Source organism: Streptomyces carminius, from assembly GCF_002794255.1.
GTDB classification, from domain to species: domain Bacteria; phylum Actinomycetota; class Actinomycetes; order Streptomycetales; family Streptomycetaceae; genus Streptomyces; species Streptomyces carminius.
Window position 1 is genome coordinate 282,156 of the sequence record NZ_PGGW01000038.1, and the last position, 22,679, is coordinate 304,834.

20 protein-coding genes are annotated in these 22,679 nt (G+C 75.0%); 10 read left to right on the top strand and 10 right to left on the bottom strand.

Going from position 1 to position 22,679, the window contains the following annotated elements; all coding sequences use genetic code 11:
- Positions 1–11: 11 nt before the first annotated feature.
- The 6 genes from CUT44_RS10215 to CUT44_RS10240 form a co-directional block, all read right to left on the bottom strand.
- Positions 12–722 (bottom strand): DUF6084 family protein, encoded by a 711-nt coding sequence (locus CUT44_RS10215; RefSeq protein ID WP_199185560.1) that lies wholly within the window; start codon positions 720–722, stop codon positions 12–14.
- 38 nt (positions 723–760) lie between these two features.
- Complete coding sequence (locus CUT44_RS10220; protein ID WP_100200319.1) at positions 761–970, bottom strand: hypothetical protein; 210 nt, start codon at positions 968–970, stop codon at positions 761–763.
- On the bottom strand, positions 967–1,743 hold the full coding sequence (locus CUT44_RS10225; protein WP_146252157.1) for a DUF5947 family protein: 777 nt from the start codon (positions 1,741–1,743) through the stop codon (positions 967–969). The genes CUT44_RS10220 and CUT44_RS10225 overlap by 4 nt, the downstream gene beginning before the upstream one ends.
- Positions 1,744–1,797: 54 nt before the next feature.
- The gene (locus tag CUT44_RS10230) at positions 1,798–2,418 is read right to left on the bottom strand and encodes a NifU family protein (RefSeq protein WP_100200321.1); all 621 of its coding nucleotides are present in this window, start codon (positions 2,416–2,418) and stop codon (positions 1,798–1,800) included.
- A gap of 11 nt (positions 2,419–2,429) precedes the next feature.
- On the bottom strand, positions 2,430–4,220 hold the full coding sequence (locus tag CUT44_RS10235) for a nickel-dependent hydrogenase large subunit (RefSeq protein WP_100200322.1): 1,791 nt from the start codon (positions 4,218–4,220) through the stop codon (positions 2,430–2,432).
- Positions 4,221–4,296: 76 nt separating this feature from the next.
- The gene (locus CUT44_RS10240; protein WP_100200323.1) at positions 4,297–5,349 is read right to left on the bottom strand and encodes an NADH-quinone oxidoreductase subunit B family protein; all 1,053 of its coding nucleotides are present in this window, start codon (positions 5,347–5,349) and stop codon (positions 4,297–4,299) included.
- Positions 5,350–5,757: 408 nt separating this feature from the next.
- Between CUT44_RS10240 and hypA the strand changes: the two genes are divergently transcribed.
- From hypA to CUT44_RS10275, 7 genes are all read left to right on the top strand, one after another.
- Positions 5,758–6,165, top strand: a complete 408-nt coding sequence (hypA, locus tag CUT44_RS10245; RefSeq protein ID WP_100200324.1) for a hydrogenase maturation nickel metallochaperone HypA — start codon at positions 5,758–5,760, stop codon at positions 6,163–6,165.
- Positions 6,165–7,031 (top strand): hydrogenase nickel incorporation protein HypB, encoded by an 867-nt coding sequence (hypB, locus tag CUT44_RS10250; protein WP_100200325.1) that lies wholly within the window; start codon positions 6,165–6,167, stop codon positions 7,029–7,031. Before hypA ends, hypB begins: the two co-directional genes overlap by 1 nt.
- A 101-nt stretch (positions 7,032–7,132) precedes the next feature.
- Positions 7,133–9,481 carry a carbamoyltransferase HypF gene (gene hypF / locus CUT44_RS10255; RefSeq protein ID WP_233221125.1) on the top strand — a complete coding sequence of 783 codons (2,349 nt, stop codon included), beginning with the start codon at positions 7,133–7,135 and terminating at the stop codon, positions 9,479–9,481.
- Positions 9,482–9,560: 79 nt separating this feature from the next.
- Complete coding sequence (locus tag CUT44_RS10260; RefSeq protein ID WP_100200327.1) at positions 9,561–9,890, top strand: HypC/HybG/HupF family hydrogenase formation chaperone; 330 nt, start codon at positions 9,561–9,563, stop codon at positions 9,888–9,890.
- Positions 9,887–11,041 carry a hydrogenase formation protein HypD gene (gene hypD, locus CUT44_RS10265; protein WP_100200328.1) on the top strand — a complete coding sequence of 385 codons (1,155 nt, stop codon included), beginning with the start codon at positions 9,887–9,889 and terminating at the stop codon, positions 11,039–11,041. The genes CUT44_RS10260 and hypD overlap by 4 nt, the downstream gene beginning before the upstream one ends.
- Positions 11,042–11,168: 127 nt before the next feature.
- The gene (hypE, locus tag CUT44_RS10270; RefSeq protein ID WP_100200400.1) at positions 11,169–12,158 is read left to right on the top strand and encodes a hydrogenase expression/formation protein HypE; all 990 of its coding nucleotides are present in this window, start codon (positions 11,169–11,171) and stop codon (positions 12,156–12,158) included.
- A 306-nt stretch (positions 12,159–12,464) separates the two neighbouring features.
- Positions 12,465–13,301, top strand: coding sequence for an AfsR/SARP family transcriptional regulator (locus CUT44_RS10275; RefSeq protein WP_158239555.1), 837 nt, complete (start codon positions 12,465–12,467; stop codon positions 13,299–13,301).
- A 116-nt stretch (positions 13,302–13,417) separates the two neighbouring features.
- On the opposite strand, the gene CUT44_RS10280 is transcribed toward CUT44_RS10275, so the two are convergent.
- On the bottom strand, positions 13,418–14,728 hold the full coding sequence (locus CUT44_RS10280) for an MFS transporter (RefSeq protein WP_100200330.1): 1,311 nt from the start codon (positions 14,726–14,728) through the stop codon (positions 13,418–13,420).
- Positions 14,729–14,798: 70 nt separating this feature from the next.
- Between CUT44_RS10280 and CUT44_RS10285 the strand changes: the two genes are divergently transcribed.
- Together CUT44_RS10285 and CUT44_RS10290 are read left to right on the top strand one after the other, a co-directional pair.
- On the top strand, positions 14,799–15,809 hold the full coding sequence (locus CUT44_RS10285; protein WP_100200331.1) for a GlxA family transcriptional regulator: 1,011 nt from the start codon (positions 14,799–14,801) through the stop codon (positions 15,807–15,809).
- 449 nt (positions 15,810–16,258) lie between these two features.
- Positions 16,259–17,020, top strand: coding sequence for a sigma 54 modulation/S30EA ribosomal C-terminal domain-containing protein (locus CUT44_RS10290; protein ID WP_100200401.1), 762 nt, complete (start codon positions 16,259–16,261; stop codon positions 17,018–17,020).
- A 117-nt stretch (positions 17,021–17,137) separates the two neighbouring features.
- Here CUT44_RS10290 and CUT44_RS10295 read toward each other — a convergent pair whose 3' ends face one another.
- On the bottom strand, positions 17,138–17,770 hold the full coding sequence (locus CUT44_RS10295) for a DUF4360 domain-containing protein (protein WP_100200332.1): 633 nt from the start codon (positions 17,768–17,770) through the stop codon (positions 17,138–17,140).
- Between the two features lie 743 nt (positions 17,771–18,513).
- Here CUT44_RS10295 and CUT44_RS10300 point away from each other — a divergent pair.
- Positions 18,514–18,999 (top strand): GNAT family N-acetyltransferase, encoded by a 486-nt coding sequence (locus CUT44_RS10300; RefSeq protein ID WP_100200333.1) that lies wholly within the window; start codon positions 18,514–18,516, stop codon positions 18,997–18,999.
- On the opposite strand, the gene CUT44_RS34855 is transcribed toward CUT44_RS10300, so the two are convergent.
- Together CUT44_RS34855 and CUT44_RS10310 are read right to left on the bottom strand one after the other, a co-directional pair.
- A complete protein-coding gene (locus tag CUT44_RS34855; protein ID WP_408646697.1) occupies positions 18,947–19,465 on the bottom strand; it encodes an RICIN domain-containing protein in 519 nt (172 codons plus the stop codon). The two genes, CUT44_RS10300 and CUT44_RS34855, sit on opposite strands and share 53 nt — an antisense overlap.
- Positions 19,466–19,672: 207 nt before the next feature.
- Positions 19,673–22,633, bottom strand: coding sequence for an AfsR/SARP family transcriptional regulator (locus tag CUT44_RS10310; protein ID WP_233221114.1), 2,961 nt, complete (start codon positions 22,631–22,633; stop codon positions 19,673–19,675).
- Positions 22,634–22,679: the final 46 nt, after the last annotated feature.

The following is a 22,679-nucleotide window of genomic DNA, read 5'->3' on the forward strand; positions in this document are numbered from 1 at the left end:
CTCCGGTGGTCTCAAGGAGTTCTGGAAGTGCCGGAAGGCCCAGGGCTCGCCGGGACGGTGCCGTCCGCCCGGTCGAGCAGGGCGGCGACGGTCTCGTCCCAGGTGCCCAGCACCCGCCGGATCCGGTGGGTGTCGAGCCGGTCGTAGGTCTCCCGGGACAGCCGCAGCCAGGGGCTGCCGCCGAAGTAGCGGTCCAGCAGGCCGTGCCACAGCCCGGCGGGCAGCCGGTAGGCGGCACCCTCGGCCCAGGAGATCTGGGCCGTGCCCAGCCGGCCGTCGGCGGCTTGGAAGAAGACCGTGCCGCCGAAGAGGAAGTCCAGCGGCACCTCCCCGTCCCGTACGGCGAGCAGGTACTTGGTGACGGCCAGTTCGGTGTCGCAGGTGCACGGAAGGGTCAGTTCGGCCACGGTGGTGTCCTCGAACGGGGGCACCACCGTCGTGATCCGGGTCCAGACCAGAGGGCGCAGGGTGGTGCCCCACTGTTCCGGCAGGCCGAACAGCTCGGTCAGGGACCGCTGTTCCCGTTCGCCGTGGCGGCGGCGGGCCACGTCGATCCGGACGGTGGTCGCCAGGCTGACCGAACGGACGGGGCCGCCGCCGGTCCGGGTGATCCGCAGTCCGAACCGCAGGGTGGGCACCGCGGCGAACCGCTCCGGCTCCGCGCCGGTGATCTCGAAGGACAGGGACGGGATGGCGTGCCGGGCGGCCGGGCCGCCCGGCACGGCTCCCGGTGCGCCGGCCGGGGTGCTGCCGGGGCCGGTCACGGCGGGGACAGATTCGGCATCTCGGGCAGGATCGGGTCGCGGCGGCCGGGGTCGATGCCGGTCGACCGGCGGGCCGTGGAGCGGTCGTCGGGCAGATGGCCCGGGGACTTCTCGTAGGAGCCCAACTCGTTGCCCTGCCTGACGCCCCTCACATGGGCCGCCCTGTCGGGCCGCACATCGGGTTTGCCCACGGTGATACCGCTCATGACGCCTCCTTACGGGTCGCTGATCGGGATGCGGTCGGATGCGGCGGGGGAGAAGGACCGGCGGCACGGCCGGCGGGGAGGGAGCGGAAGAAGTCCCCGATGTGCCGCCACACCTCGGGCCCGCCGTTCAGGCCCCTCCAGTGGGCGCGCACCACGGCCGTCAGGCGGTAGCAGTCGTCCAGCGGGACGATCCAGTGCTCCCGGACTCCTTCGGTCCGGTCGACCAGCAGGGCCTCGACGTCGTCGGCCGGTGCCGCGGAGTCCGGGGCGCACGCCGCCAGCCCGCTCTCCACCTCGTGCCAGTGGTGCGGGTCCACGGTGGCGCGCAGCAGCCCCATCGGGCTCGGGTAACCGGCCCGGACCTCGCCGGACTCCCCGGCGCGGGTGAAGAACGCCAGGCCGACGGGGACGCCGAGCCCGGCCCACAGCGCGTCGTCGAGCACCTCTCCGGTCAGCCGGACCCTGCGCAGCGGCAGCAGCCGGTAGTGTGCCCCGCCCGCCTCCCGGCGGTCGAACAGCAGGGCGCAGGCGCGGCAGGCGCAGGAGACGGCGTCCGCGCGGATGTCCAGCAGATGGCGGTGCTCCGACGGCAGGGGCTGGGAGCACAGGTCGCACCGCTCCCCGCCGGGGCCTCCGGGGCCGCCGCCGGGGTTGCCCGGGCCGCTGGGGCTCTCCCGTGTCCCGCTCCGTCCGGCCCGGTGGGCCGGACGGAGCGCCAGCCGGCGGAGCCGGGGCGCGGGGAAGGGCCCGACGGGCGGGGTGGGGGGAGGCACGGAGGCCGGGGTGGGGGGAGGCACGGAGGCCGGAACCGTCTCCGCCACGGCCGCTCACCCGCCCCGCTCGGCGGTGAGCGCGGGTTTGCGGAAGAGGCTGTCCACCGGGATGAGCGCGGCGGGTGCCGTCACGGGAACGGTCTCGACGTCCGGGTGTCCGATCTCGGGCGCGGCGGCGGACACCGCCTCCCGCACGGCCCGCTCCAGCGCCGGTGCCGAGGACGAACAGCCGCGCCCGCCGGCCCGCAGCCGGATCCGTGCCGTCGTGCCGGAGACCTCCAGCAGTTCCGCCTCGCTCCCGTCGAAGGCCGGCCGGCGGCGCAGCGCCTCCAGCGCCCGGCGGACCCGGGTCTCCGGCGGATCCGGGTGCAGGTCGTGCACCAGCAGCAGGTGGCCGACGAGTTCGTCGGCCGCGAGCCGGTGCGCCGGCCCGGTTCCGCCGTCCCCCGCACCGTCGCCTCGGTCCGCGTCACCGGCGTCACCGGAGTCGCCGGAGGCGCACCGGCCGAGGTGGTCCATGATCCGGGCGAGGCACTCGCCGTAGATGTCCACCAGTGTCTCGACCGTCTCGACGGCCCGGGCCGCCGCGGCGCTGTCCGGCAGGGCCTCCAGCCCGGCCAGCAGTTCCTCGGCCCGTGCCACCCGTGCGCGGGCGTACTCGTCGTCCCAGGTCATGGCGGCCGCCCCTACGCGAGTGCGCCGAGGGTCGGCGAGTGGCTCTGGAACAGGGTGCGGCCGCGGCCCAGGTACATGTGCACCCCGCACGGCAGGCACGGGTCGAAGCTGCGCACGGTGCGCATGATGTCGATGCCCTTGAAGTCCTCCGGCCCGTTCTCCTCGAAGATCGGGCAGCCCTGGACGGCGTCCTCGTACGGCCCCGGGGTGCCGTAGAAGTCCCGGGGACTGGCGTTCCAGGGGGTCGGCGGGTACGGGTGGTAGTTGGCGATCTTTTTGTCGCGGATCACCAGGTGGTGGGAGAGCACCCCGCGCACGGCCTCGTGGAAGCCCACGCCGATGCCCTCGTCGGGCACCTCGAAGTCCTCGAAGGTCTTGGTGCGTCCGGCCCGTACCTCCTCCAGCGCCTTGTCCACGAAGTGCAGGGCCATGGCGGCGGCGTAGGCGACGAAGTACATCCGGGCCCGGTTGCGCTCGATGGTGTTGGGGAAGGGCGGGGGCGTCCACTCCAGCCGCGTCTCGGGCATGCCGGGGGTCTTCGGCAGGTCGATCTCGACGCTGTGCCCGGTGGAGCGGACATAGGGGGTGCGCACCTTGCCGGCCAGCGCGGTGGCCCACAGCCGGGCGATCGGGCCGCCCCCGGTGTCCAGGGCGAGGAAGTCGTTCGTACGCCTGTCGTACCAGCGGGGACTCATCACCCAGCTGTACTTGCCGCCCTCCGTCAGCTCGCGCTTCTGCGGGGCCGGGAGGGTGGTCTGGTTCCACGGGTGGCGGGGGTCGACGGGGTTGCCGAGGGGGTCCTTGGCGACGTACGTCTCCTCGCCGATCCAGTCCTCGTAGTACGAGCTGCCCAGCAGGATCCGCATGCCCAGGTTGATGTCGACCAGGTCGGTGGTGACCAGCTCGTTGTCGACGACGATGCCGGGGGTGACGAACATGGCGTTGCCCCACTCGTTCATCGTCCGGTAGTCGTAGTCGACCACCTCGGGATCCTGGAAGGCTCCCCAGCAGCCCAGCAGGGTGCGGCGGCGGCCGACCTCCTCGTAGCCGGGCAGTGCCTCGTAGAAGAAGTCGAAGACGTCGTCGTTGAGGGCGACGGCCCGCTTGACGAAGTCCAGGCAGCGCGTCAGGCGCACCAGGTAGTCGGTGAAGACCTGTGGTGTGGCCACCGTGCCGACGCCGCCGGGGTAGAGCGTGGAGGGGTGGACGTGGCGGCCCTCCATCAGGCAGCACATCTCACGGGTGAGCCGGCTCATGGTGAGGGCTTCCTTGTAGGTGGAGCCCTCGAAGGGGTTGTAGGAGCGCATGATGTCGGCGATCGTCCGCTGGCCGTGCACGTCGCCGCGCGGCGCCGGGGTCCGCTCGGCGCGTTCCAGCACTGCGGGGTTGGTCTCCTTGACCATGCGCTCGCAGTAGTCGACGAAGACCATGTTGTCCTGGAAGATCGTGTGGTCGAACATGTACTCGGCCGCTTCGCCCAGATTGATGATCCAGTCCGCGAGCGGCGGCGGCTTCACCCCGTAGGCCATGTTCTGGGCGTAGATCGAGCAGACGGCGTGGTTGTCCCCGCAGATGCCGCAGATGCGGCTGGTGATGAAGTGCGAGTCGCGGGGGTCCTTGCCCTTCATGAAGACGCTGTAGCCGCGGAAGAGCGAGGAGGTGCTCCGGCACTCGACGACCTCCCGGTTGGGAAAGTCGATCTTCGTGTAGATGCCCAGGTTGCCGATGATCCTGGTGATGGGATCGAACGCCACCTCGGTGAGGGTGCGCTGTTCGGCCGGGACGGTCTGGCTCGTCGTCACGGGGCGGTCCTCTCGGGCGTCTTCGGGGGCTTCGGCGTCCCGGGGAAGGCCGGGGCCATCGTCTTGGCGGGCATCGTCAGTGGCCGGTCCGGCGCGGCTGGTAGCCGGAGGTCAGCTCGGCGCGGTTGTGGCGCCACTTGGGCTCCTTGTTCGCGGTCCGGTTGGTGATGGCGCGCAGCGACCGCACCAGCGGCCCGTAGGCGTTGCTCAGGAACGCGGACGACACGCTGCCGCCGGGGGGCTCGTCCATGAAGGGCATGAACTTGTCGGGGAAGCCGGGCATGGTGCAGGCGATGCAGATGCCGCCGACGTTGGGGCAGCCGCCGATGCCGTCCATCCAGCCCCGCTTGGGGACGTTGCAGTTCACCACCGGGCCCCAGCAGCCGATCTTCACCTGGCATTTGGGGGAGTTGTAGTCCAGCGCGAAGTCGCCCTGCTCGTAGTACGCGGCCCGGTCGCAGCCCTCGTGGACGGTCTTGCCGAACAGCCAGGTCGGCCGCAGCTGGTCGTCCAGCGGGATGGGCGGTGCGTGGCCCGCCGCCTGGTGGAGCACCCACAGCAGGGTCTCCATGAAGTTGTCGGGCTGTACGGGGCAGCCGGGGATGTTGACGATCGGCAGCCCGCCGGCGGAGCGGAAGTCCCAGCCCAGGTAGTCGGCCAGGCCCATGCAGCCGGTGGGGTTGCCCGCCATGGCGTGGATGCCGCCGTAGGTGGCGCAGGTGCCGATCGCCATCACCGCGTAGGCCTTGTGCGCCAGCCGGTCGATCCACTGGTTGAGGGTGATGGGCTCGCCGGTGTCGGGGTCGTTGCCCAGCGAGGTCCAGTAGCCGTCCCCGTTGATGTTCTCGTTGGGCACGGAGCCCTCGATGACGAGGACGAACGGGCCCAGCTCGTCGTCGGCGGCCCGGTGGAAGGCGCGGGTGAAGCCCTCGCCGGTCTCGTAGGCCAGCACCTTGTTGTGCAGGTGCACCTTCGGGATGCCCGGGATGGCGCCGAGGACGACGTCCTCCAGGCTCGGCAGCGTCGCGGCGGTGACCGCGACGGTGTCGCCGTCGCAGCTCATGCCCTCCGAGATCCACAGGACGTGGACCTCCTCGACGCCGCTGGGGGCCGGTGCGTCGGTACTCATGGCGTCTTCCTCCCTGGAGCCTTCGGGACGGGCGGGGACGGGCCCGGTCCGGGGACGGCGTGGGCGAGGGCCCGAGAGCCCCCGGCAGCCGACCGCCTCAGAAGTCTGGCATTGCACGCAAACAACTACAATTCGGACGCGCGGGAGTGGGAGGGCGTCAGCCGGATGCCCCGGCCGGGGCGGGCCGGGGAGACCGGTACCCGTCGCCCCGCCGGGAAGGACGAACCGCACGAGACCCACCGGGCAGTGCTCCGCGTACCGGGCCCCGCTCCGGGTGCGGCGCCCGGCGGGTGGTCGCGGGGGAGCGGGCGCATCGGTCCCGGTGGCGTGGGCCGGACGGGCGAACTCGGTGCCACGCCGTGGCGGCGCCCCCGGCGGACCCGCCGCGGCTGGCTAGCGTGACGCCCCATGCACGAGCTGTCGATCGCCGCCGCCGTCGCCGAGAGCGCCCGGGACGCCGCCCGCCGCCACGGTGCCGCCTCGGTGGAGTCGGTGCGGGTAAGGGTCGGTGAACTGTCCGGGGTGGTTCCCGACGCCCTGCGTTTCTCCTTCGAGGTGGTCACCGAGGACACCGTGCTGGCCGGCGCCGCACTCGTCGTCGAGGACGTGCCCGCCCGGGCCCGCTGCGGGGACTGCGCCGGGCAGTTCGCCCCGGGTACACCACCGCGGCTGTGGTGCCCCCGATGCCGGGGCGCGGCGGTGGAGCTGGTGGCCGGACGGGAACTGGAGATCGTCGATGTGACCCTCCCGGGAGGCGACGGCTGTGCCGGGAACCACCCGGCGCGGCGGGACGCACAGCAGAGGGAGAGCGCGTGATGTGCCGGACCGTCGACCTGAAGCAGGCCGTACTGGCGAAGAACGACCGGCTGGCGGACACGCTGCGCGCGTGGCTGTCCGGCCGCGGGACCGCCGCCGTCAACCTGCTGTCCAGCCCGGGCAGCGGCAAGACCGCCCTGTTGGAGCTCCTGCTGGCGCGGGCCGCCGGGCGCGGTGTGCCGGTCGCCGCGCTCACCGCCGACCTCGCCACCGAGAACGACGCCCGGCGGCTGGCCAGGTCCGGGGCACCGGTGAAGCAGGTACTGACCGGCGGACTGTGCCATCTGGAGGCCGAGCAGCTGCGCGGGCACCTGGCGGACTGGCTGCCGGACGGCACCCGGGTGCTGTTCGTGGAGAACGTCGGCAACCTGGTCTGCCCCGCCGCCTACGACCTGGGCGAGACCCTGCGGGTGGCGCTGATGTCGGTCACCGAGGGCGAGGACAAACCGCTCAAGTACCCGACGGCCTTCGGCCTGGCGAACCTGGTCGTCCTCACCAAGACGGACCTCGCCCGGGCCGCGGGCTTCGACGCGGAGGCGTTCGCCGGGAACGTCCGGCAGGTCAACCCGGGCGTGGCGGTACTGCCCACCTGCGCCCGCACCGGCCGGGGCGCGGACGAGCTCCTGGAGCGAATCCTGGCCGTGTGCGAGGGCGAGCCGCCGCACCGGCCGCCGCTGGCGGCCCGGCATCTGGACGAACACCGGCACGACCACGGGTCCGGCCACGCGCACCCGTACGGCCACGACCACGGGGCCGGCCACGACCACGACCACGGGCACCGGCACGGCCACGCACCCGAGCCGGCCGTCCCGCACTCCGGGACCGGTACCGGTCCCGGTCCCGGTACCGGAGCACCCGTCCGGTGACGGCCCCGCAGGAGAGCGGCGCGGGCGCCACCGGGACGGCCACCGCCGCCCACCGTGACCCGGCGGTCCCCGGCCCCGGCACGGTCCGTCGCCGGGTCACGGTGGGCGGCACCGTCCAGGGCGTGGGGTTCCGCCCCTACGTCCACGCCCTGGCCCGCGAACTGGGCCTGACCGGGCACGTGGCCAACACCGCCGGCGGCGTCGTCGCCGAGGTGGAGGGCGGCGCCGACGCGGTGGAGGCGTTCTGCCGACGCGTCGCGGAGCGGCCCCCGCCCCTGGCCGTGGTCTCCTCGGTGACCTGTGAGACCGTGCCCCCACTGGGCGTCGCGCGGCCGGAGGCGGAGTTCACCATCCGGCCCTCGCGGTACGGCGAGGGCCGCACCCGGATTCCGCCCGACACCGCCACCTGCGCGGACTGCCTGCGCGAGCTGGCCGACCCGGCCGACCGCCGCCACCGCCACCCGTTCATCACCTGCACCCACTGCGGCCCGCGGTTCACCATCGCCACCGCGCTGCCCTACGACCGGGCGGCCACCACCATGGCCGCCTTCCTCCTCTGCCCGGCCTGCGCCCGCGAGTACGCCGACCCCGCCGACCGCCGCTTCCACGCCCAGCCCGTCGCCTGCCACGACTGCGGCCCCCGGCTGCGGCTGACCCCCGCCGGCAGCGCCTCCGGCCCGCCCGGCGCCCCGGGCGGGCCCGCCGCCGAGGGCGCGGCGGCGCTCGCGGCCGCCCGTCTGCTGCTGGCCGACGGCGCGGTCGTTGCCGTCAAGGGCCTCGGCGGCTACCACCTGGCCTGCGACGCCACGAACCCCGCTGCCGTCGCCGCCCTGCGCGAGCGCAAGGCACGCGGGACGAAACCCTTCGCGGTGATGTGCCCCGATCCCGGCGCCGCCGCCCGCCTCGCCCACCTCGGGGCGGCCGAGCGCCGCGTCTTGGCCGGCCGCCACCGCCCCATCGTGCTGCTGCGCCGCCGCACCGACGGCGGGCCGGACCCACTGGCCCCCGGCGTCTGCGACGGCAGCCCCGACGTGGGGGTGCTGCTGCCCTACACCCCGCTGCACCGGCTGCTCCTCGGCCTGCCCGGGGACGCCCCCGGACCGGCGGTGCTGGTGATGACCAGCGGCAACCGCTCCGGTGAGCCCATCGTGACCAGCGACCGCGAGGCGCTGGACCGGCTGGCCGGCATCGCCGACGCCTGGCTGTGGCACGACCGGCCCATCGCGTCCCCCTGCGACGACTCCGTGGTGCGCGTCCGCCCGGACGGCGGCGAGGTCGTGCTCCGCCGCTCCCGCGGGTACGTCCCCGACCCGATCGAACTGCCCGTGCCCCTGCTGCCCGCGCTGGCGGCCGGCGGCGACCTGAAGAACGCGCTGTGCCTGGGCGAGGGCCGAACCGCCTGGTTCGCCCCGCACCTCGGGGACCTGGACGGCCCGGCCGCCCTGCGCGCCCTGGACGGCGCCGAGCGGCGGATGCGGGTCCTGACCGGGGTCGACCCGAAGGTGCTGGCCGCCGACCGCCACCCCGGCTACCGGTCCACACGCTGGGCCCGCGCCCGCGCCCGCGCCGTCGGCGGGCCACCGCCGCGCCTGGTCCAGCACCACCACGCCCACATCGCCTCCGTCATGGCCGAGAACGGGCTGGACGGCAGTGCCCCCGTCATCGGCGTCGCCTTCGACGGCACCGGCCACGGCGACGACGGCGCCGTCTGGGGCGGCGAGGTGCTGCTCGCCGACTACGCCCGCCACCGCCGGCTGGCGCACCTGGCGTACGTACCGCTGCCCGGCGGCGACGCCGGGGTCGCCAACCCCTGCCGGATGGCGCTGTCCCAGCTGCGCTCCGCCGGCCTGCCCTGGGACGCGGACCTGCCGTGCACGGCCGCCTGCCCGCCCGAGGAGCGCCGGGTGCTCGCCCGGCAACTGGAGCGCGGCCTGGCCTGCGTACCGACCTCCAGCATGGGACGGCTGTTCGACGCCATGGCCTCCCTGGCGGGCCTGTGCCACCGGGCCGGCCACGAGGCGCAGGCCGCCGTCGCCCTGGAGGCGGCCGCCGCCCGGGCCTGGGCGGACGGCGGTCCCGGCTACTCCTTCGCGCTGCGCCCCGCACCCGGCGGCGACGGGTTCCCGGCGCTGCTCGACCCGGCCCCCGTCCTGCGCGCCGCCGTCGCCGACCTGCGCTCCGGCACTCCGCCCCCGGTGATCGCCGCCCGCTTCCACCGGGCCGTGGCGGAAGCGGTGGAGGCGGCCTGCCGGCTGGCGCGCCGGCGGACCGGTACGACCGTCGCCGCCCTGACCGGCGGGGTGTTCGCCAACGCGCTGCTGGACCAGGAGTGCGAACGGCGGCTGCGCGCGGCCGGGTTCACGGTGCTGCGGCACCACCGGGTACCGCCCGGGGACGGCGGACTGGCCCTCGGGCAGCTCCTGGTGGCGGCCCGCGCCGGTGCCCCGTGACCCGGCGGGCACCGGATCGCCGGGGACCACCCGGCGGCGGAACCGACCCCACCCCCACGACGACGGACGGAGAACACGTATGTGCCTGGCGGTGCCCGGCAGGGTGACCGGGATCGAGGAACGGGACGGCACGCGCATGGCGCGGGTCGACTTCGGCGGAGTGGAGAAGGACGTGTGCCTGGCCTATCTGCCCGAGGTGGAGACGGGCGAGTACGTGATCGTCCACGTGGGCTTCGCGCTCCAGCGGCTGGACGAGGAGTCGGCCCGGGCCTCGCTGGAACTGTTCGAACAACTCGGGCTCCTGGAGGAGGAGTTCGGCGACGCCTGGGAGCGCGCGGCGGCCGAGGCCGGGGCGGCGGGCCGCCCGGAGCCCGCCCCCGCACCGGCGGTACAGGAGGGCAACCGGTGAAGTACATCGACGAGTTCAACGACCCCGCGCTGGCACGGCGGCTCCTGGAGGACATCCACGCCACCGTCACCCGGCCCTGGACCATGATGGAGGTCTGCGGCGGCCAGACCCACTCGATCATCCGCCACGGCATCGACCAGCTGCTTCCCGGGGCCGTCGAGCTCATCCACGGCCCCGGCTGCCCGGTCTGCGTGACCCCCCTGGAGATGATCGACAAGGCGCTGGAGATCGCCTCCCGCCCCGGGGTGGTCTTCTGCTCCTTCGGCGACATGCTCCGGGTGCCCGGCAGCGAACGCGACCTGTTCCGCGTCAAGGGCGCCGGGGGCGACGTACGGGTGGTCTACTCGCCGCTGGACGCCCTGGACATCGCCCGGCGGCACCCGGAGAAGGAGGTGGTCTTCTTCGGCGTCGGCTTCGAGACCACCGCGCCCGCCAACGCGATGGCCGTCCACGAGGCGCGGCGGCACGGCATCCGCAACTTCAGCGTGCTCATCTCGCATGTGCGCGTGCCGCCCGCCATCGAGGCGATCATGAAAGCGCCGCACTGCCGGGTCCAGGCCTTCCTGGCCGCCGGCCACGTGTGCAGTGTGATGGGCACCGCCGAGTACCCCGGTCTGGCCGAGCGCCACAAGGTCCCCGTGGTGGTCACCGGCTTCGAACCGCTGGACATCCTGGAGGGCGTACGCCGCGCCGTCCACCAGCTCGAACGCGGGGAGCACCGGGTGGAGAACGCCTACCCCCGCGCGGTGCGGGAGGCGGGCAACCCCGCCGCCCGGCGGATGCTCCAGGAGGTCTTCGAGGTCACCGACCGGGCCTGGCGCGGCATCGGGGTGATCCCCGGCAGCGGCTGGCGGCTGTCCAGGGCGTTCCGTGAGTACGACGCCGAACACCGTTTCTCCGTCACGGAGCTGACAGCCCGGGAGTCCGAGGTCTGCCGCAGCGGCGAGGTGCTCCAGGGGCTGATCAAACCCAACGAGTGCGCCGCCTTCGGCACCACCTGCACCCCGCGCAACCCGCTGGGCGCCACCATGGTCTCCAGCGAGGGCGCCTGCGCCGCCTACCACCTCTACCGGCGCCTGGACCGTCCGGCGGGAACGACCGGCGGAACGACGGCCGGGAGCACGGAACGGGAGGCGACCTCCGTTGGCTGACGGCACCGACCCCTACACCGACCCGTACACCGGCCCCTGCGCGCCGGCGTCGGCCGGCGACCCCGCGCCGGCGGACCCGGCGAACTGGTCCTGCCCCGCCCCGCTGCGCGACCACCCGGTGGTCGTCATGGGACACGGCGGGGGAGGGGCGCTCTCCGCCGAACTGGTGGAACACCTCCTCGTCCCCGCCTACGGCAACGAGACGCTTGCCGCGCTCGGCGACTGCGCCCAGGTGACACTGGGCGGCGCCCGGCTGGCGATGTCCACCGACTCCTACGTGGTGCGGCCGATGTTCTTCCCCGGCGGGAGCATCGGCGACCTGGCGGTCAACGGCACGGTCAACGACCTGGCCATGAGCGGCGCGCGGGCCGCCTTCCTGTCGTGCGCGCTCATCGTCGAGGAGGGCACCGACATGACGGTCCTGCGCCGGGTGGCGCAGGCGATCGGCACCGCCGCGGCGGCCGCGGACGTCGCGGTCGTCACCGGTGACACCAAGGTGGTCGACACCGGCCACGGTGACGGCGTCTACGTCAACACCGCCGGGATCGGACTGGTCCCCGAGGGCGTCGACATCCGCCCGCAGCGCGCCGCACCCGGCGACGCGGTGATCGTCAGCGGACCTCTCGGGCTGCACGGGGTGGCCGTCATGAGCGTCCGCGAGGGCCTGGAATTCGGGGTGGAGATCTGCAGTGACACCGCGCCCCTGGGCGGCCTGGTACAGGCGATGCTGGCGGTCACCCCGGACATCCACGCACTGCGCGACCCCACCCGCGGCGGGCTGGGCGCCGTGCTGAACGAGATCGCCGCGGCCTCCGGCACCGGCATCGTCCTGGCCGAACGCGACCTGCCCGTGCCCGAGGCGGTGGCGAACGCCTGCGGGTTCCTCGGTCTGGACCCGTTGTACGTGGCCAACGAAGGACTGCTGGTGGCCTTTGTCCCCCGGGAGCACGCCGACGCCGTCCTCGCCGCGATGCGTGCCCACCCGCACGGCGCCGGCGCCACCCTGATCGGGGAGTGCGTGGCGGACCACCCGGGGATGGTGGTGGCCCGTACCGGACTGGGCGGTACCCGGGTGGTGGACCTGCCGCTGGGCGAGCAGCTGCCCCGCATCTGCTGAGTCCCGCCCGGCACCCCACCGGCCCGGCCGGGCCGCGCGGCCGCCCCTGAAGGCGCCGACCGGGCCGACCGGGCCGGAAACAGGCACTCCCGCGCCCCGAACGGGTACGTTCCGGCAGGTGTCCGGACACGTTCGCCGGTCCCGCGGAGGAGCCGGCGGGCAAGCGGTATGTTCCCGGGCGGGTACCTGTCCCGGGCACCACCGGCGGCACAGCGGGGCGAGGACCCACCGGGCCCGCGGGACGCCGTCCGCGGCCCGGCCGCTCCCGCACACCGACGACCCGCTCCCCCGCCGACGAGGTGCCTGTTGAGAATCGAGATCCTGGGCCGGCCGAAGATCATCGCGGACGACGGCGCGGTCCTGCCGGTGACGGGGACGAAACCGGCACTGCTGGTGACGCTGCTGGCGTTATGGGAGGGCAGGCCGGTCGGAGTCCCCCTGATCGGGGAGTTCCTGTGGGGAGACGGTGCACCGGCCTCCGGCGCGGCCAACATCCAGACCTACGTGTGGCGGATCCGCCGGATCCTGCGGACGGCCACCCCCGGCGGAGACGCCCGGCTGGCGTACGGGCCGGGCGCCTACCGTCTCGGTCTGGCCCCCGAGGAGTGCGACTTCCCGGAGATGATGGATCTCCGGGCCGCCGCCGCCGAGGCACTGCGCGAGGAGGACCTGGTGAGAGCCCTCGAACTGTTCCGCGCGGCCCTGCGGCTCTGGCGGGGGGATCCCCTCCCGGCGGCGGGCACGTCCTCCTCCCTGACGCTGCTCGGCGAGTCACGGCGGATGGCGGAGGTACGTCTCACCCTCCACGAGGGGCGGCTCGCGACGGCCCTGGCCCTGGGCAGGCACCAGGGCGCCGCCGCGGAGCTGCGCGGGCTGCTCACCCGGTACCCGTTGCGGGAGCGCCTGCAGCTGCTGCTGATGTGCGCGCTGTGTCTGGAGGGCGATCCCGGCGCCGCCCTCCGGGCCTACCGCGACATGAGCCTGCGGCTCCGCACCGAACGGGGGGCCGGCCCCGGAGAGGGGCTGCGCCGCGCGCACCGGTCGATCCTGGCGGGCGGGAGCGTCTGCCCGCGCGAGACCCTCCGGGCCGTCGCCCCGCCGCGACCGGCCCCCGGGCCGCGGCCACTGCCGACGGGCCGGTGACCACCCGGCACCGGGGCGCCGGGGCGGCGGCCGGGAACAGGAGGCAGGGCGACAGGGGCCGGTACGGTCCCGCCGCTCACCCGCTCACCCGCTCACCCGCTCACCCGCTCACCCGCTCACCCGCTCACCCGCTCACCCGGGGCTCCGGCCGCCGGACCGGGCCGGCCGATCGCCGCCGCCAGCAGGGCCGCCACCGCGCACAGCAGGGCGGAGCCGAACCAGACGAGGTCGTAGGAGCCGAGGGAGTCCCGCAGCAGGCCGCCGGCGAAGGCCATCAGCCCGGCGCCCACCTGGTGGAAGGCGAGTGTCCAGCCGAACACGATCGCGCCGCTTCGCTCCCCGTAGACCTCCCGGACGGCCGAGAGCGCGATCGTCGGCGGCACGGTGGCCACGTCGAGCAGCCCGAAGAAGACGACGAAGGCAATCAGGGGCCAGTGGGCCTCCGGCCCGAGCAGGTAGGGCAGGCACACCAGCGAGAGCGCGCGCATCCCGTAGTAGCACGAGAGCAGCAGCCGGGGATCGTGGCGGTCGGTGAGCCAGCCGGACAGGACCGTGCCCGCCACGTTGAAGACGCCGATGAGCGAGAGCAGCCCGGCCGCGACCGTGGTCGGCATGCCGTGGTCGTGCGCCGCGGGCACGAAACCGGTCCACATGACGCCGTTGGTCGACGCGCCGCAGATGGCGAAAGTGCCCGCTAGCAGCCAGAACGTACGGGTCCGGGCCGCCGCGCGCAGCACCGCCACCGTACGCCGGGCGGCGCCCGGGACCGGAGCCGGCCGGGGGACGGACCCGCCGCTCCCGTAGGGCCGCAGGCCGAGGTCGGCCGGATGGTCGCGCAGCAGCAGCCACGCGAGCGGGACGAGGGCCAGGGCGGCCAGCGCCACCGTCACCGTGACCGGACGCCACTGGTACCGGTCGACGCCCCAGGACAGCAGCGGCAGGAAGGCGAACTGCCCGAAGACGCCCGCCCCCGTCAGGACACCGGTGACCAGGCCGCGCCGCGCGCCGAACCAGCGCTGGACCACGACCGCCGCGAAGCCCATCGCGACGGAACCGCAGCCCAGACCGACCAGGAACCCCCAGTAGAGCGTCAACTGCCAGGGCTGGGTCATGACCGCCGTCAGCGCCGCGCCGGCGCCGACGGCGACAAGGGCGCCCGCGGCCACCCGGCGGAGCCCCAACCGGTCCATCAGGGCCGTGGCGAAGGGCGCGACCAGCCCGCTGACGGCCATGTTCACCCACACGGCGAAACCGATCGAGCCGCGCGACCAGCCGAGGTCCCGGTGCAGCGGGGTGACCAGCAGACCGGGCATGGTGCCGAAGGCGCCCGCGGCCATGACGGTCAGCGCGGCCGCGGCGGCGATCCACCAGGCCCGGTGCACCCGCCCGCCGCGGGTGGCGGACGGAGTCGTGATCGTCTGTGTCATGTGCCCATGCTGTTCGGCCGCTCCCGCGCCGACGAGTGGCCGGATGGACGACATGTGAAAGGATCTGGCCATGGACGTCTTCACGGAATCCGGGCGGCACCGGGTGGCGGTCCTGGTCCGCCACGGTCTGCTGCCGATGGAACTGGGCCTGGTCCACCAGCTGTTCGGCGCGGCCGCCGGAGCCGACGGCACACCGTTGTACCAGGTCGTCACCTGCGCGCTCGGACCAGGAGAGGTCCGCACCACCGCGGACTTCTCCGTGTACGTCGCGTACGGTCCGGACGCCCTGGCGGAGGCCGACACGGTACTTGTCCCGGCCGCGCACGGAGCGGAGGGGGACGAGGACGGGCAGGTGGGGGAGGGGCGGCTGCCGGGCCCGCTCGCCGACGCCCTCGCGCGCGTCCGGCCGGGCACCCGGATCGCCTCGGTCTGCACCGGTGCCTTCGTGCTCGCGGCCGCCGGGCTGCTCGACGGCCGCCGGGCCACCACCCACTGGAAGTCGGCCGAACGCTTCCGGCGGGTGTATCCGGCGGTCCGGCTCGACCCGGACGTCCTCTACACCGACGAGGGCGAGGTGCTCACCTCCGCCGGGGAGGCGGCCGGGATCGACCTGTGCCTGCACATGATCCGCCGCGACCACGGCGCGGCCGTCGCCAACGCGGTGGCCCGCGCCACGGTCGTACCGCCGCACCGCGACGGGGGACAGGCCCAGTACATCCCGCGGCCCGTGCCCGAGCCGCGGCGGTCCTCCACCGGCGCCGCCCGCGCCTGGGCGCTGGAGAACCTCGACCGCCCCGTCACACTGGAGGAGCTGGCCGCCCGGGAGTCCACGAGCGTGCGGAGCTTCACCCGCCGCTTCCGGGAGGAGACGGGCGTCACCGCCGGGCAGTGGCTCGCCCAGCAGCGCATCGTGCGCGCCCGCCAACTGCTGGAGGAGACCGACCTGTCCGTCGACCGGATCGCCGTCGAGGCGGGCTTCGGCACGGCGGTCTCGCTCCGCCGGCACATGCAGCAGGCGCTCGGTGTGACACCCACCGCCTACCGCGCCACCTTCCGCGGTCCGGCGGCGGGCCCGTCCTGAGGCGGGCGCCCCCGGCTCACCGGCCGCGAACAGGTGCAGGGGGGCGCGGGCATCGTCCGTGCCCGCTGCCGCGGTGCCGTGTCCGGACACCGGCAGGTCCGTAGGGGTGTGCCGCGCGCAGTGCGGTGAACGTGGTCGGCGGGAGGGCGGCCCGCCCTCCCGCCGACCCGGCGTCACCGTGCCCCGCGGCAGACCGCGGGCAGCGGGCGCCCCGGTGCCGGGGACGAGCCGGTGGGGCGCCGGGTGGGCCGGGGCGGTGCCGGGGCAGGCGGCCGGTATCCGTTCCGGAGGGGGAGCACCGCCGTCCCCTCCGCAGGCACCGGGCGGTGACCGGGGCCGTCCGGTACGCGCGGCGGGGACGGACGGTACCGGGCGGCGGGACCTTCGGCTCTCCTGCGATCGATCACCCGGCGGCGAAGCTGGTGGTGCCACAACGGCAGGAGGAGACCATGAACCGATCGCAGACGCGTCCCGTCCCCCCGGTCCGGGTGGAGACCCGCGGTGACATGCCCGGCGGCACGGAGGAGTACGCCCGCACCAAGGTGCTGGCGGCCCTGGGCAAGCTCAGGGAGCCGGTTCTGGACACCCGGGTGAAGCTGAGCCTGGCCTCGGGCACCTCCGTCCGGCAGCCGGCGGTCGCCCAGGTGAACGTGGACGTCAACGGGCACCTGGTGCGGGCCCAGGTCGCCGCGGACACGATGCCCGAGGCGATCGACCTGCTGCGGGACCGGCTGGCCGGCCGGCTGGCCCGGGTGTGCGACCACGGCCGGCCGCACCGCGGCCGGGTGCCGTACGATCTGCCGCGTCCGGTGACCGGCCGCCGGATCGTGCGTCACCGGTCCTTCGGCCTTCCCGGCCGGACACCGGCGGAGGCCGTGGAGGAACTGGAGGCCCTGGAGTACGACTTCCACCTGTTCACCGACGCCGTCTCGGGCGTCGACAGCGTGGTCTACCGGACCGGCGCCGGCGGCTACCGGCTGGCGCGGGCCCACGGGGGACTGCCGGTGCCGCTGCCGGCCGACCACCCGTCGGGCGTGGCGCTGGAGGTCAGCGGGATCCCGGCACCCCGTATGGGAGTGGAGGAGGCGGCCTGGCGACTGGAGGCGACCGGACTGCCGTTCGTGTTCTTCGTCGACATCGCCACCGGGCGCGGCAATCTGCTCCACCACCGCCACGACGGCGACTACGGGCTGATCACCCCGGCGGCCTGAGGACGGAGCCGCCCGCCCGGCCGGACCCGAGGGTCCGGCCGGGCGGGCGGCGGTGGTGCGCCCGCGGCTGTCCGCCCGGCGCTCCGTTGCCCGCGCGAGTGCGTCATCCGGCGGGGGTCAGCACTGCTTCCAGACGATGTCGAAGGAACTGCCCGCGGTGCTCGTCGAGCGCATCGCCATGAAGCTGACCGCGTCCCTCGACGAGGACCCGCTGTACACCCGCAGTTCGGTGTTGATGTTGAGGTTCCGCCGCTGGCCGCACGGCGCCCAGACGAGCTCGTCGCTCCCCAGCGAGTCCGTGCTGCTCCAGGAGCTGCGGTACGGACCGTCGAACTCCTGGGAGGTGGTCACGGTCCCGGCGCTGCCCTGGATGTAGTAGGTCGTCTGCTGGAGGGCGCTGGCCCCCGACTGCAGATAGGCGTAACCGCGGTTCTGCACGCCGGAGATGGCGTAGGTGTAGCCCGCGGGGACCGCGATCTCCAGGCTGATCTGGCAGTTCTTGCGGAACTCGGTGGGCGTGGCGACCGGGCCCACCTGGACGAGGTAGTCGTCGTAGGTCACGGTGAAGGAGTCCCGGCCCGAGACCGTGACTCCGGCCGTCCCGGCCGGGCATCCCGAGCCGTTGACGGTCGCGACCTCGATCGCCGCGCCCGCGGGCGGCGCCGTGGTCTCGGCGGGGGCGGCCTGGGGGGACAGCAGCGAGGCGGATAACGCCGCGACGGTTCCGCCGGCGGCAAGAACACCGAGCATGGGGTCTCCAATCGGTCGTACGGGTGTGGCGGAGGACCCCGCGCCGTACCGGGGACGCGCTCGGACACGGTGTGCCGGCTCTTCCCGACTCCGCTGGACCACGGCCTTCCCGGAGCCCGGCCGTACGCCGGCTCGCTCGCGGAGAGCACATCCGGAACCGCGTCGCCTCGGGGGAAGGACGCCGTTCCGCGAAGGTGCGGCTGGCGGGGTGGTGATGCGACTCTGCGTGAAGGCTTTTGCGCTCTGAGGTGCGGGCGGCCTTCGGACCCTTGCTGTGGGAGCGCTCCCAGTGTAGGGACGGGTGCCCCGCCCCGACAGGCGTAAACCGGCCTCCCCGGCCCGGGCGGTGACCAGGAGAGAAGGTGCGCGGGGAAGGAGTGGAACGCAGGCGGCGGGTGCTCCATCACCTGTGTCGCGGAGGCGGGCTTCCGGGTGCGGCCGACGTCCCGTGTGTCGGGCACATGCGCGGTGGCTTGAAATGGACGGCGGCCCTCCGCGGCCTCTCCATGGCCGGGTAAGGGGTGTCCGGCCGGACGGTCGCCGGAGGGGTGGCCGGGCCGCCCCGGAAGGAACGATTCCGGCCGCCTACCGCCTACCGCCCGCCGGGGGAGAGCCTGCCGGGAGGCCGGTCTCCAGCGCCGCGACGACGGCGTCGGCACGGTGGTCGCCGCCCGTCCGGTCCGCCGTACCGCCTTCGGCGGTACGGCGGACCCCGGGGCCCGGGCCCATGCCACGATGGCGGCATGACCGACATCCTCACCGGCATCGACATCCGGCCCGCGCGGGCCGGTGAACTGGCCGCCGTCGCCGAGTTGCGCCGGCGGTGGGCGATGGAGAACGGCAGGGAGCCCGCCGGTACCCGCGAGGAGTTCGTGCGTCACTTCACCGACTGGGCACGGCGCAACGCCGCCTCCCACCGCTGCCTGGTCGCGGTCCGCGGCGAGGCGGTGCTCGGCATGGCCTGGCTGGCGCTCGTCCCCCGGGTGCCCACCCCGCACGCGCCGGAGCGGTTCTCGGGCGACGTGCAGAGCGTGTACGTGGTGCCCGGGGAACGGGACGCCGGGCTGGGCGGCCTGCTCGTCGACGCCGTCGTGGACCTCGCCCGCGGGCTCGGGGCCGAACGCGTCACGGTCCACTCCAGCGTCCGGGCCGTCCCGGTCTACACCCGCCACGGCTTCACCGGCTCCCCCCGCCTGCTGCAGACCGAGGCCACGCGGACGCGCCGCTGACCCCGCCGTCCCGGCCGGCTCCGTCACGGAGCCGGACCGGACGGCGGGACCGGACGGTCGCACCGTCCCGGCCGGGTGTCGGGCCGGCCGCGGCCCAGGCGGCCCTGCGCCACTGCTGGTTGACGCCGCCGGTGCAGTCGTACTGGACGACCTCGGCGCCCTCCTTCGGCGACTGGTCCCGCACGTCGGCGCACTTGCCGCTGTGCCGGGCGGCCAGCGTCTCGTAGGGACCCCCGGCCGCCCTGGACGGGCAGCACGAACGTGGTCTGGGAGCCGTAGGCGGTGGAGTCGCCGATGTCGCGCATGCCGCTCCAGCCGCCGGAGAGGGAGGTGGCGTACTTCTGCTGGTTGGGGCGCCAGCCGGTCGCGCCGGAGGTGAGCATGAAGTACACGCCGTCGCACTTGAACAGTGCCGGGGCCTCCCGGTGGCCGCCGGGCCAGGGGTTCTCCTTCCGGCTTCGGACACCGCGGCTCCCGCCGTGCCGGGCGCGGCCGTGTGGGGGAGCCGGGCCGGAACGGGGCGGTGGGGTCGGGGCCTTTCGGACCGCCCGGGGAGCCGGGGCGTGCGCGCACCAGCGTAGCCGGGAGCGCCGCGCGCGGGACCTCTCCCGGCCCGCGCGAGGCCGCCGCCACCGGCCCGCGGTACGTCCGCCGGCCGGGGCGGCTCTCCCGTTCACCGGCCCGTCCCGTCCGCCGTCGGCGCCCCGCCCGCCTCCGTTCCCGCCGCCCCGGTACTCTCCGGTTCTTCCGGGCCGAGCCGGTGCAGGCGCTCCCGGACCTCCTCGGTGTCGGGGTGGTCGAACTCCACCAGGATGTCCAGGGCCCGCCGCCAGGCCGAACGGGCCGCCGGTCGGTCTCCCGCCGCGTGCCGGGTGTCCCCGATGTGGACGAGGGTGTCGGCCTGCAGATAGCGGTCGCCCAGGTCGAGGTAGAGGCGCAGTGCCCGGTCGAAGCAGCCGAGGGCCTCCTGGTACCTCCCCAGGTGGTGCAGTGCGTAGCCGAGGCTGTCCTGCGCGGCGGCCTCCCCGTTGCGGTCGCCCGTCTCCCGGTGCAGTGCGACCGCACGCGCGCACTGCTCCAGCGCCTCCCGGTGCTCGCCGAGCAGGATGTGGGTCCAGCCGACCTCGTTGAGGACGCTGGCCCGGCCGCTGCGGTAACCGGCCGCGCGGTACAGCCCGAGTGCCTGCCGGTAGTGCTCCAGCGCGTCCTGGTGGCGCTTGTCGCGGTTGGCCGCGAAGGCCAGCAGACGGTGTGTCCGGGCCTGTCCGAGGGGCTCGCCGAGCGCGCCGAACGCCTCCAGCGCTCCGTGCAGGTGCCGGGCGGCCTCCTCCTCCCGCTCCAGCCGCATGCAGGCGAAGCCCAGCGCGCGCTCGGCGTACGCCGCCCCGAGCCGGTCCCCGGCGCCGCGGGCGGCGTCCAGCGCGGCCTGCTGGACGGTGTGCTGGGCGTGCCAGTGACCCAGCCGGTCCAGGAACAGGTCGAGGGTGAAGGCGAGCTGCCAGGACTGTGCGGGGAAACCGGTGGCGGCGGCCCGGGAGACGGCGGTGACCAGCACCTGCCGCTCGGCCTCCAGCCAGGCCATGGCCCGGCGCCGGTCGCCGAACACCTCGGGCACGGCCCCGGTCACCGCCCCGGGCAGCTCGATCGTGTCGCGCTGCGGATGGAACAGCGTCAGCACGCCGTACGCGGTGTGCAGACAGTGGTCGAACATCCGGCGCAGCGCCGCCCGCCGCTCGGCCTCGCCGTCGGTCTCGTCCAGTAGCTCGGCGGCGTAGACGCGCAGCAGGTCGTGGCAGGTGTAGCGGCCCGGTGCACGCTGGACCAGCAGATGGGCACCGGTCAGCGCCGCCAGCGGCACCCGGACCCGGCGCGGTTCGAGTCCCGCCAGGGCGGCCGCCGCGGAGACGGAGATCTCCGGGCCGGGATGCAGCGCCAGCAGCCGGAAGAGCCGGGCCGCTTCGGGCGGCAGCGCGCGGTAGGACCAGGAGAAGACCGTCCGGGCGTCGGCGGCCGCCTCGCCGCCGGCGAACGCGTCCAGACCGCCGGGGCCCTCCCGCAGCTCCTCGGCGATGGCGCGCAGCCCGAAGTGCGGATGGGTGGCGGCCCGGGCGGCCACGACGGCCAGCGCCAGCGGCAGCCGCGCGCACCGCCGGACGATCTCCCGCACCGCCTCCGGTTCGGCCGCCGTCCGCTCCCGCCCGATCCGGCGGGCCAGGAGCTGCTCGGCCTCCTCGTCGGAGAGCAGGTCCAGGGGCACCGGATGCGCGCCCTCGGCCGCGACCAGCCCCGCCAGCTGGTCCCGGCTGGTGACGATGACCAGGCAGCCGGCCGTACCCGGCAGCAGGGGCCGGACCTGCCGGGAGTCCCGGGCGTTGTCCAGGACGATCAGCACCCTGCGGTCGGCCAGCATGCTGCGGTAGAGCGCGGTCTGCGCGGCGGCGTCGGCGGGGAGGCGCTGCGGCGGGACCCCGAGGGCGACGAGGAACGCGCGGACGGCCTCGGCGGGATCCAGCGCGGCGCCGCCGGGATCGAAGCCCCGGAGGTTGATGTAGAGCTGCCCGTCGGGGAAGCGGTCCGCGATCCGGTGGGCGAAGTGCACGGCCAGTGTCGTCTTGCCGATTCCGGCCATCCCGCCGATGGCGCTGATGACCACGGTGGACGGCTCCCGGCCCGCCGGGAGCAGCGCGTGGACCCGGGCCAGCTCGGCCTCCCGGCCCGCGAACGTGGTGAGCGCGGCGGGCAGCTGGCAGGGGCGCGCCGCGCCGGCCGTCCCGGCGCGGCCGTCCGGGGCCGGCCCGCGGCCGGCCGGCCGGGCCGTACCGCCGGTGTGCCCGGCCTCCGGACCGACGGCCGCGGACCCGGCCGGGGCGGACCCGGCCGGTGCCCGGGAGGCGGCCAGCAGCCCGGCGTACGTACGGCGCAGCGCGGGACCCGGCTCGGCGCCGAGTTCGGCGGCCAGGGCGCGCCGGAGGTCCTGGTAGCTCTCCAGCGCCTCCGCCCGCCGTCCGCAGCGGTACAGGGCCAGGATCAGCAGTTCCCACAGCCCCTCCCGCAGCGGATGGTCGGCGCACAGTGCCCGCAGCCGGGCCACCAGCTCGTGGTGGCGGCCCAGTTCCAGATCCACCCCGAGCGAGGTCTCCAGCACCGTCAGGCGCCGCTCGTCGAGCCGGGCGCGCTCGGTGTGGGCCAGCGGTCCGGGCACTCCCGCCAGCGGGGTGCCCGGCCAGGACTCCAGGGCCTCGCGCAGCAGCTCCCCGGCCCCGGCCGGATCGCCTTCGGAACGCAGTCGCCGGGCGTGTGCCACCCGCTGCTCGAACACCTCCAGGTCCACGGCGGAGGGCGGGACGTCCAGCACGTAACCGGCGGGGGTGGAGACCAGCAGTGCCGGGGGCCGACCGGCGGGCCGGCGCGGCTCCAGTGCCGTGCGCAACCGGGACAGGTAGGCCCGCAGGGTCGCGGCCGCGCCCGGCGGCGGACGGTGGCCCCACAGCGCCTCCGCCAGTCTCCCGGCGGTGACCGGGCGTCCCCGCCGCAGCAGCAGCGCGGCCAGCACCGCCCGCTGCTGGGGCGGGCCGAGTCCGAGCTCCGTACCGCCGCGCCACGCCCGCACCGGCCCCAGAAGACGAAACGTCACTTCATCGGTGCTGTGTGCCTCCACGCGCCGGACCCTAGCGGCTCCC

Coding starts and splice junctions, on each gene's coding strand:
- CUT44_RS10220 (WP_100200319.1), bottom strand. CDS start 970: ATGAGCGGTATCACCGTGGGCAAACCCGATGTGCGGCCCGACAGGGCG.
- CUT44_RS10230 (WP_100200321.1), bottom strand. CDS start 2,418: ATGACCTGGGACGACGAGTACGCCCGCGCACGGGTGGCACGGGCCGAG.
- CUT44_RS10240 (WP_100200323.1), bottom strand. CDS start 5,349: ATGAGTACCGACGCACCGGCCCCCAGCGGCGTCGAGGAGGTCCACGTC.
- hypA (WP_100200324.1), top strand. CDS start 5,758: ATGCACGAGCTGTCGATCGCCGCCGCCGTCGCCGAGAGCGCCCGGGAC.
- hypB (WP_100200325.1), top strand. CDS start 6,165: ATGTGCCGGACCGTCGACCTGAAGCAGGCCGTACTGGCGAAGAACGAC.
- CUT44_RS10260 (WP_100200327.1), top strand. CDS start 9,561: ATGTGCCTGGCGGTGCCCGGCAGGGTGACCGGGATCGAGGAACGGGAC.
- hypE (WP_100200400.1), top strand. CDS start 11,169: ATGGGACACGGCGGGGGAGGGGCGCTCTCCGCCGAACTGGTGGAACAC.
- CUT44_RS10280 (WP_100200330.1), bottom strand. CDS start 14,728: ATGACACAGACGATCACGACTCCGTCCGCCACCCGCGGCGGGCGGGTG.
- CUT44_RS10285 (WP_100200331.1), top strand. CDS start 14,799: ATGGACGTCTTCACGGAATCCGGGCGGCACCGGGTGGCGGTCCTGGTC.
- CUT44_RS10290 (WP_100200401.1), top strand. CDS start 16,259: ATGAACCGATCGCAGACGCGTCCCGTCCCCCCGGTCCGGGTGGAGACC.
- CUT44_RS10295 (WP_100200332.1), bottom strand. CDS start 17,770: ATGCTCGGTGTTCTTGCCGCCGGCGGAACCGTCGCGGCGTTATCCGCC.
- CUT44_RS10300 (WP_100200333.1), top strand. CDS start 18,514: ATGACCGACATCCTCACCGGCATCGACATCCGGCCCGCGCGGGCCGGT.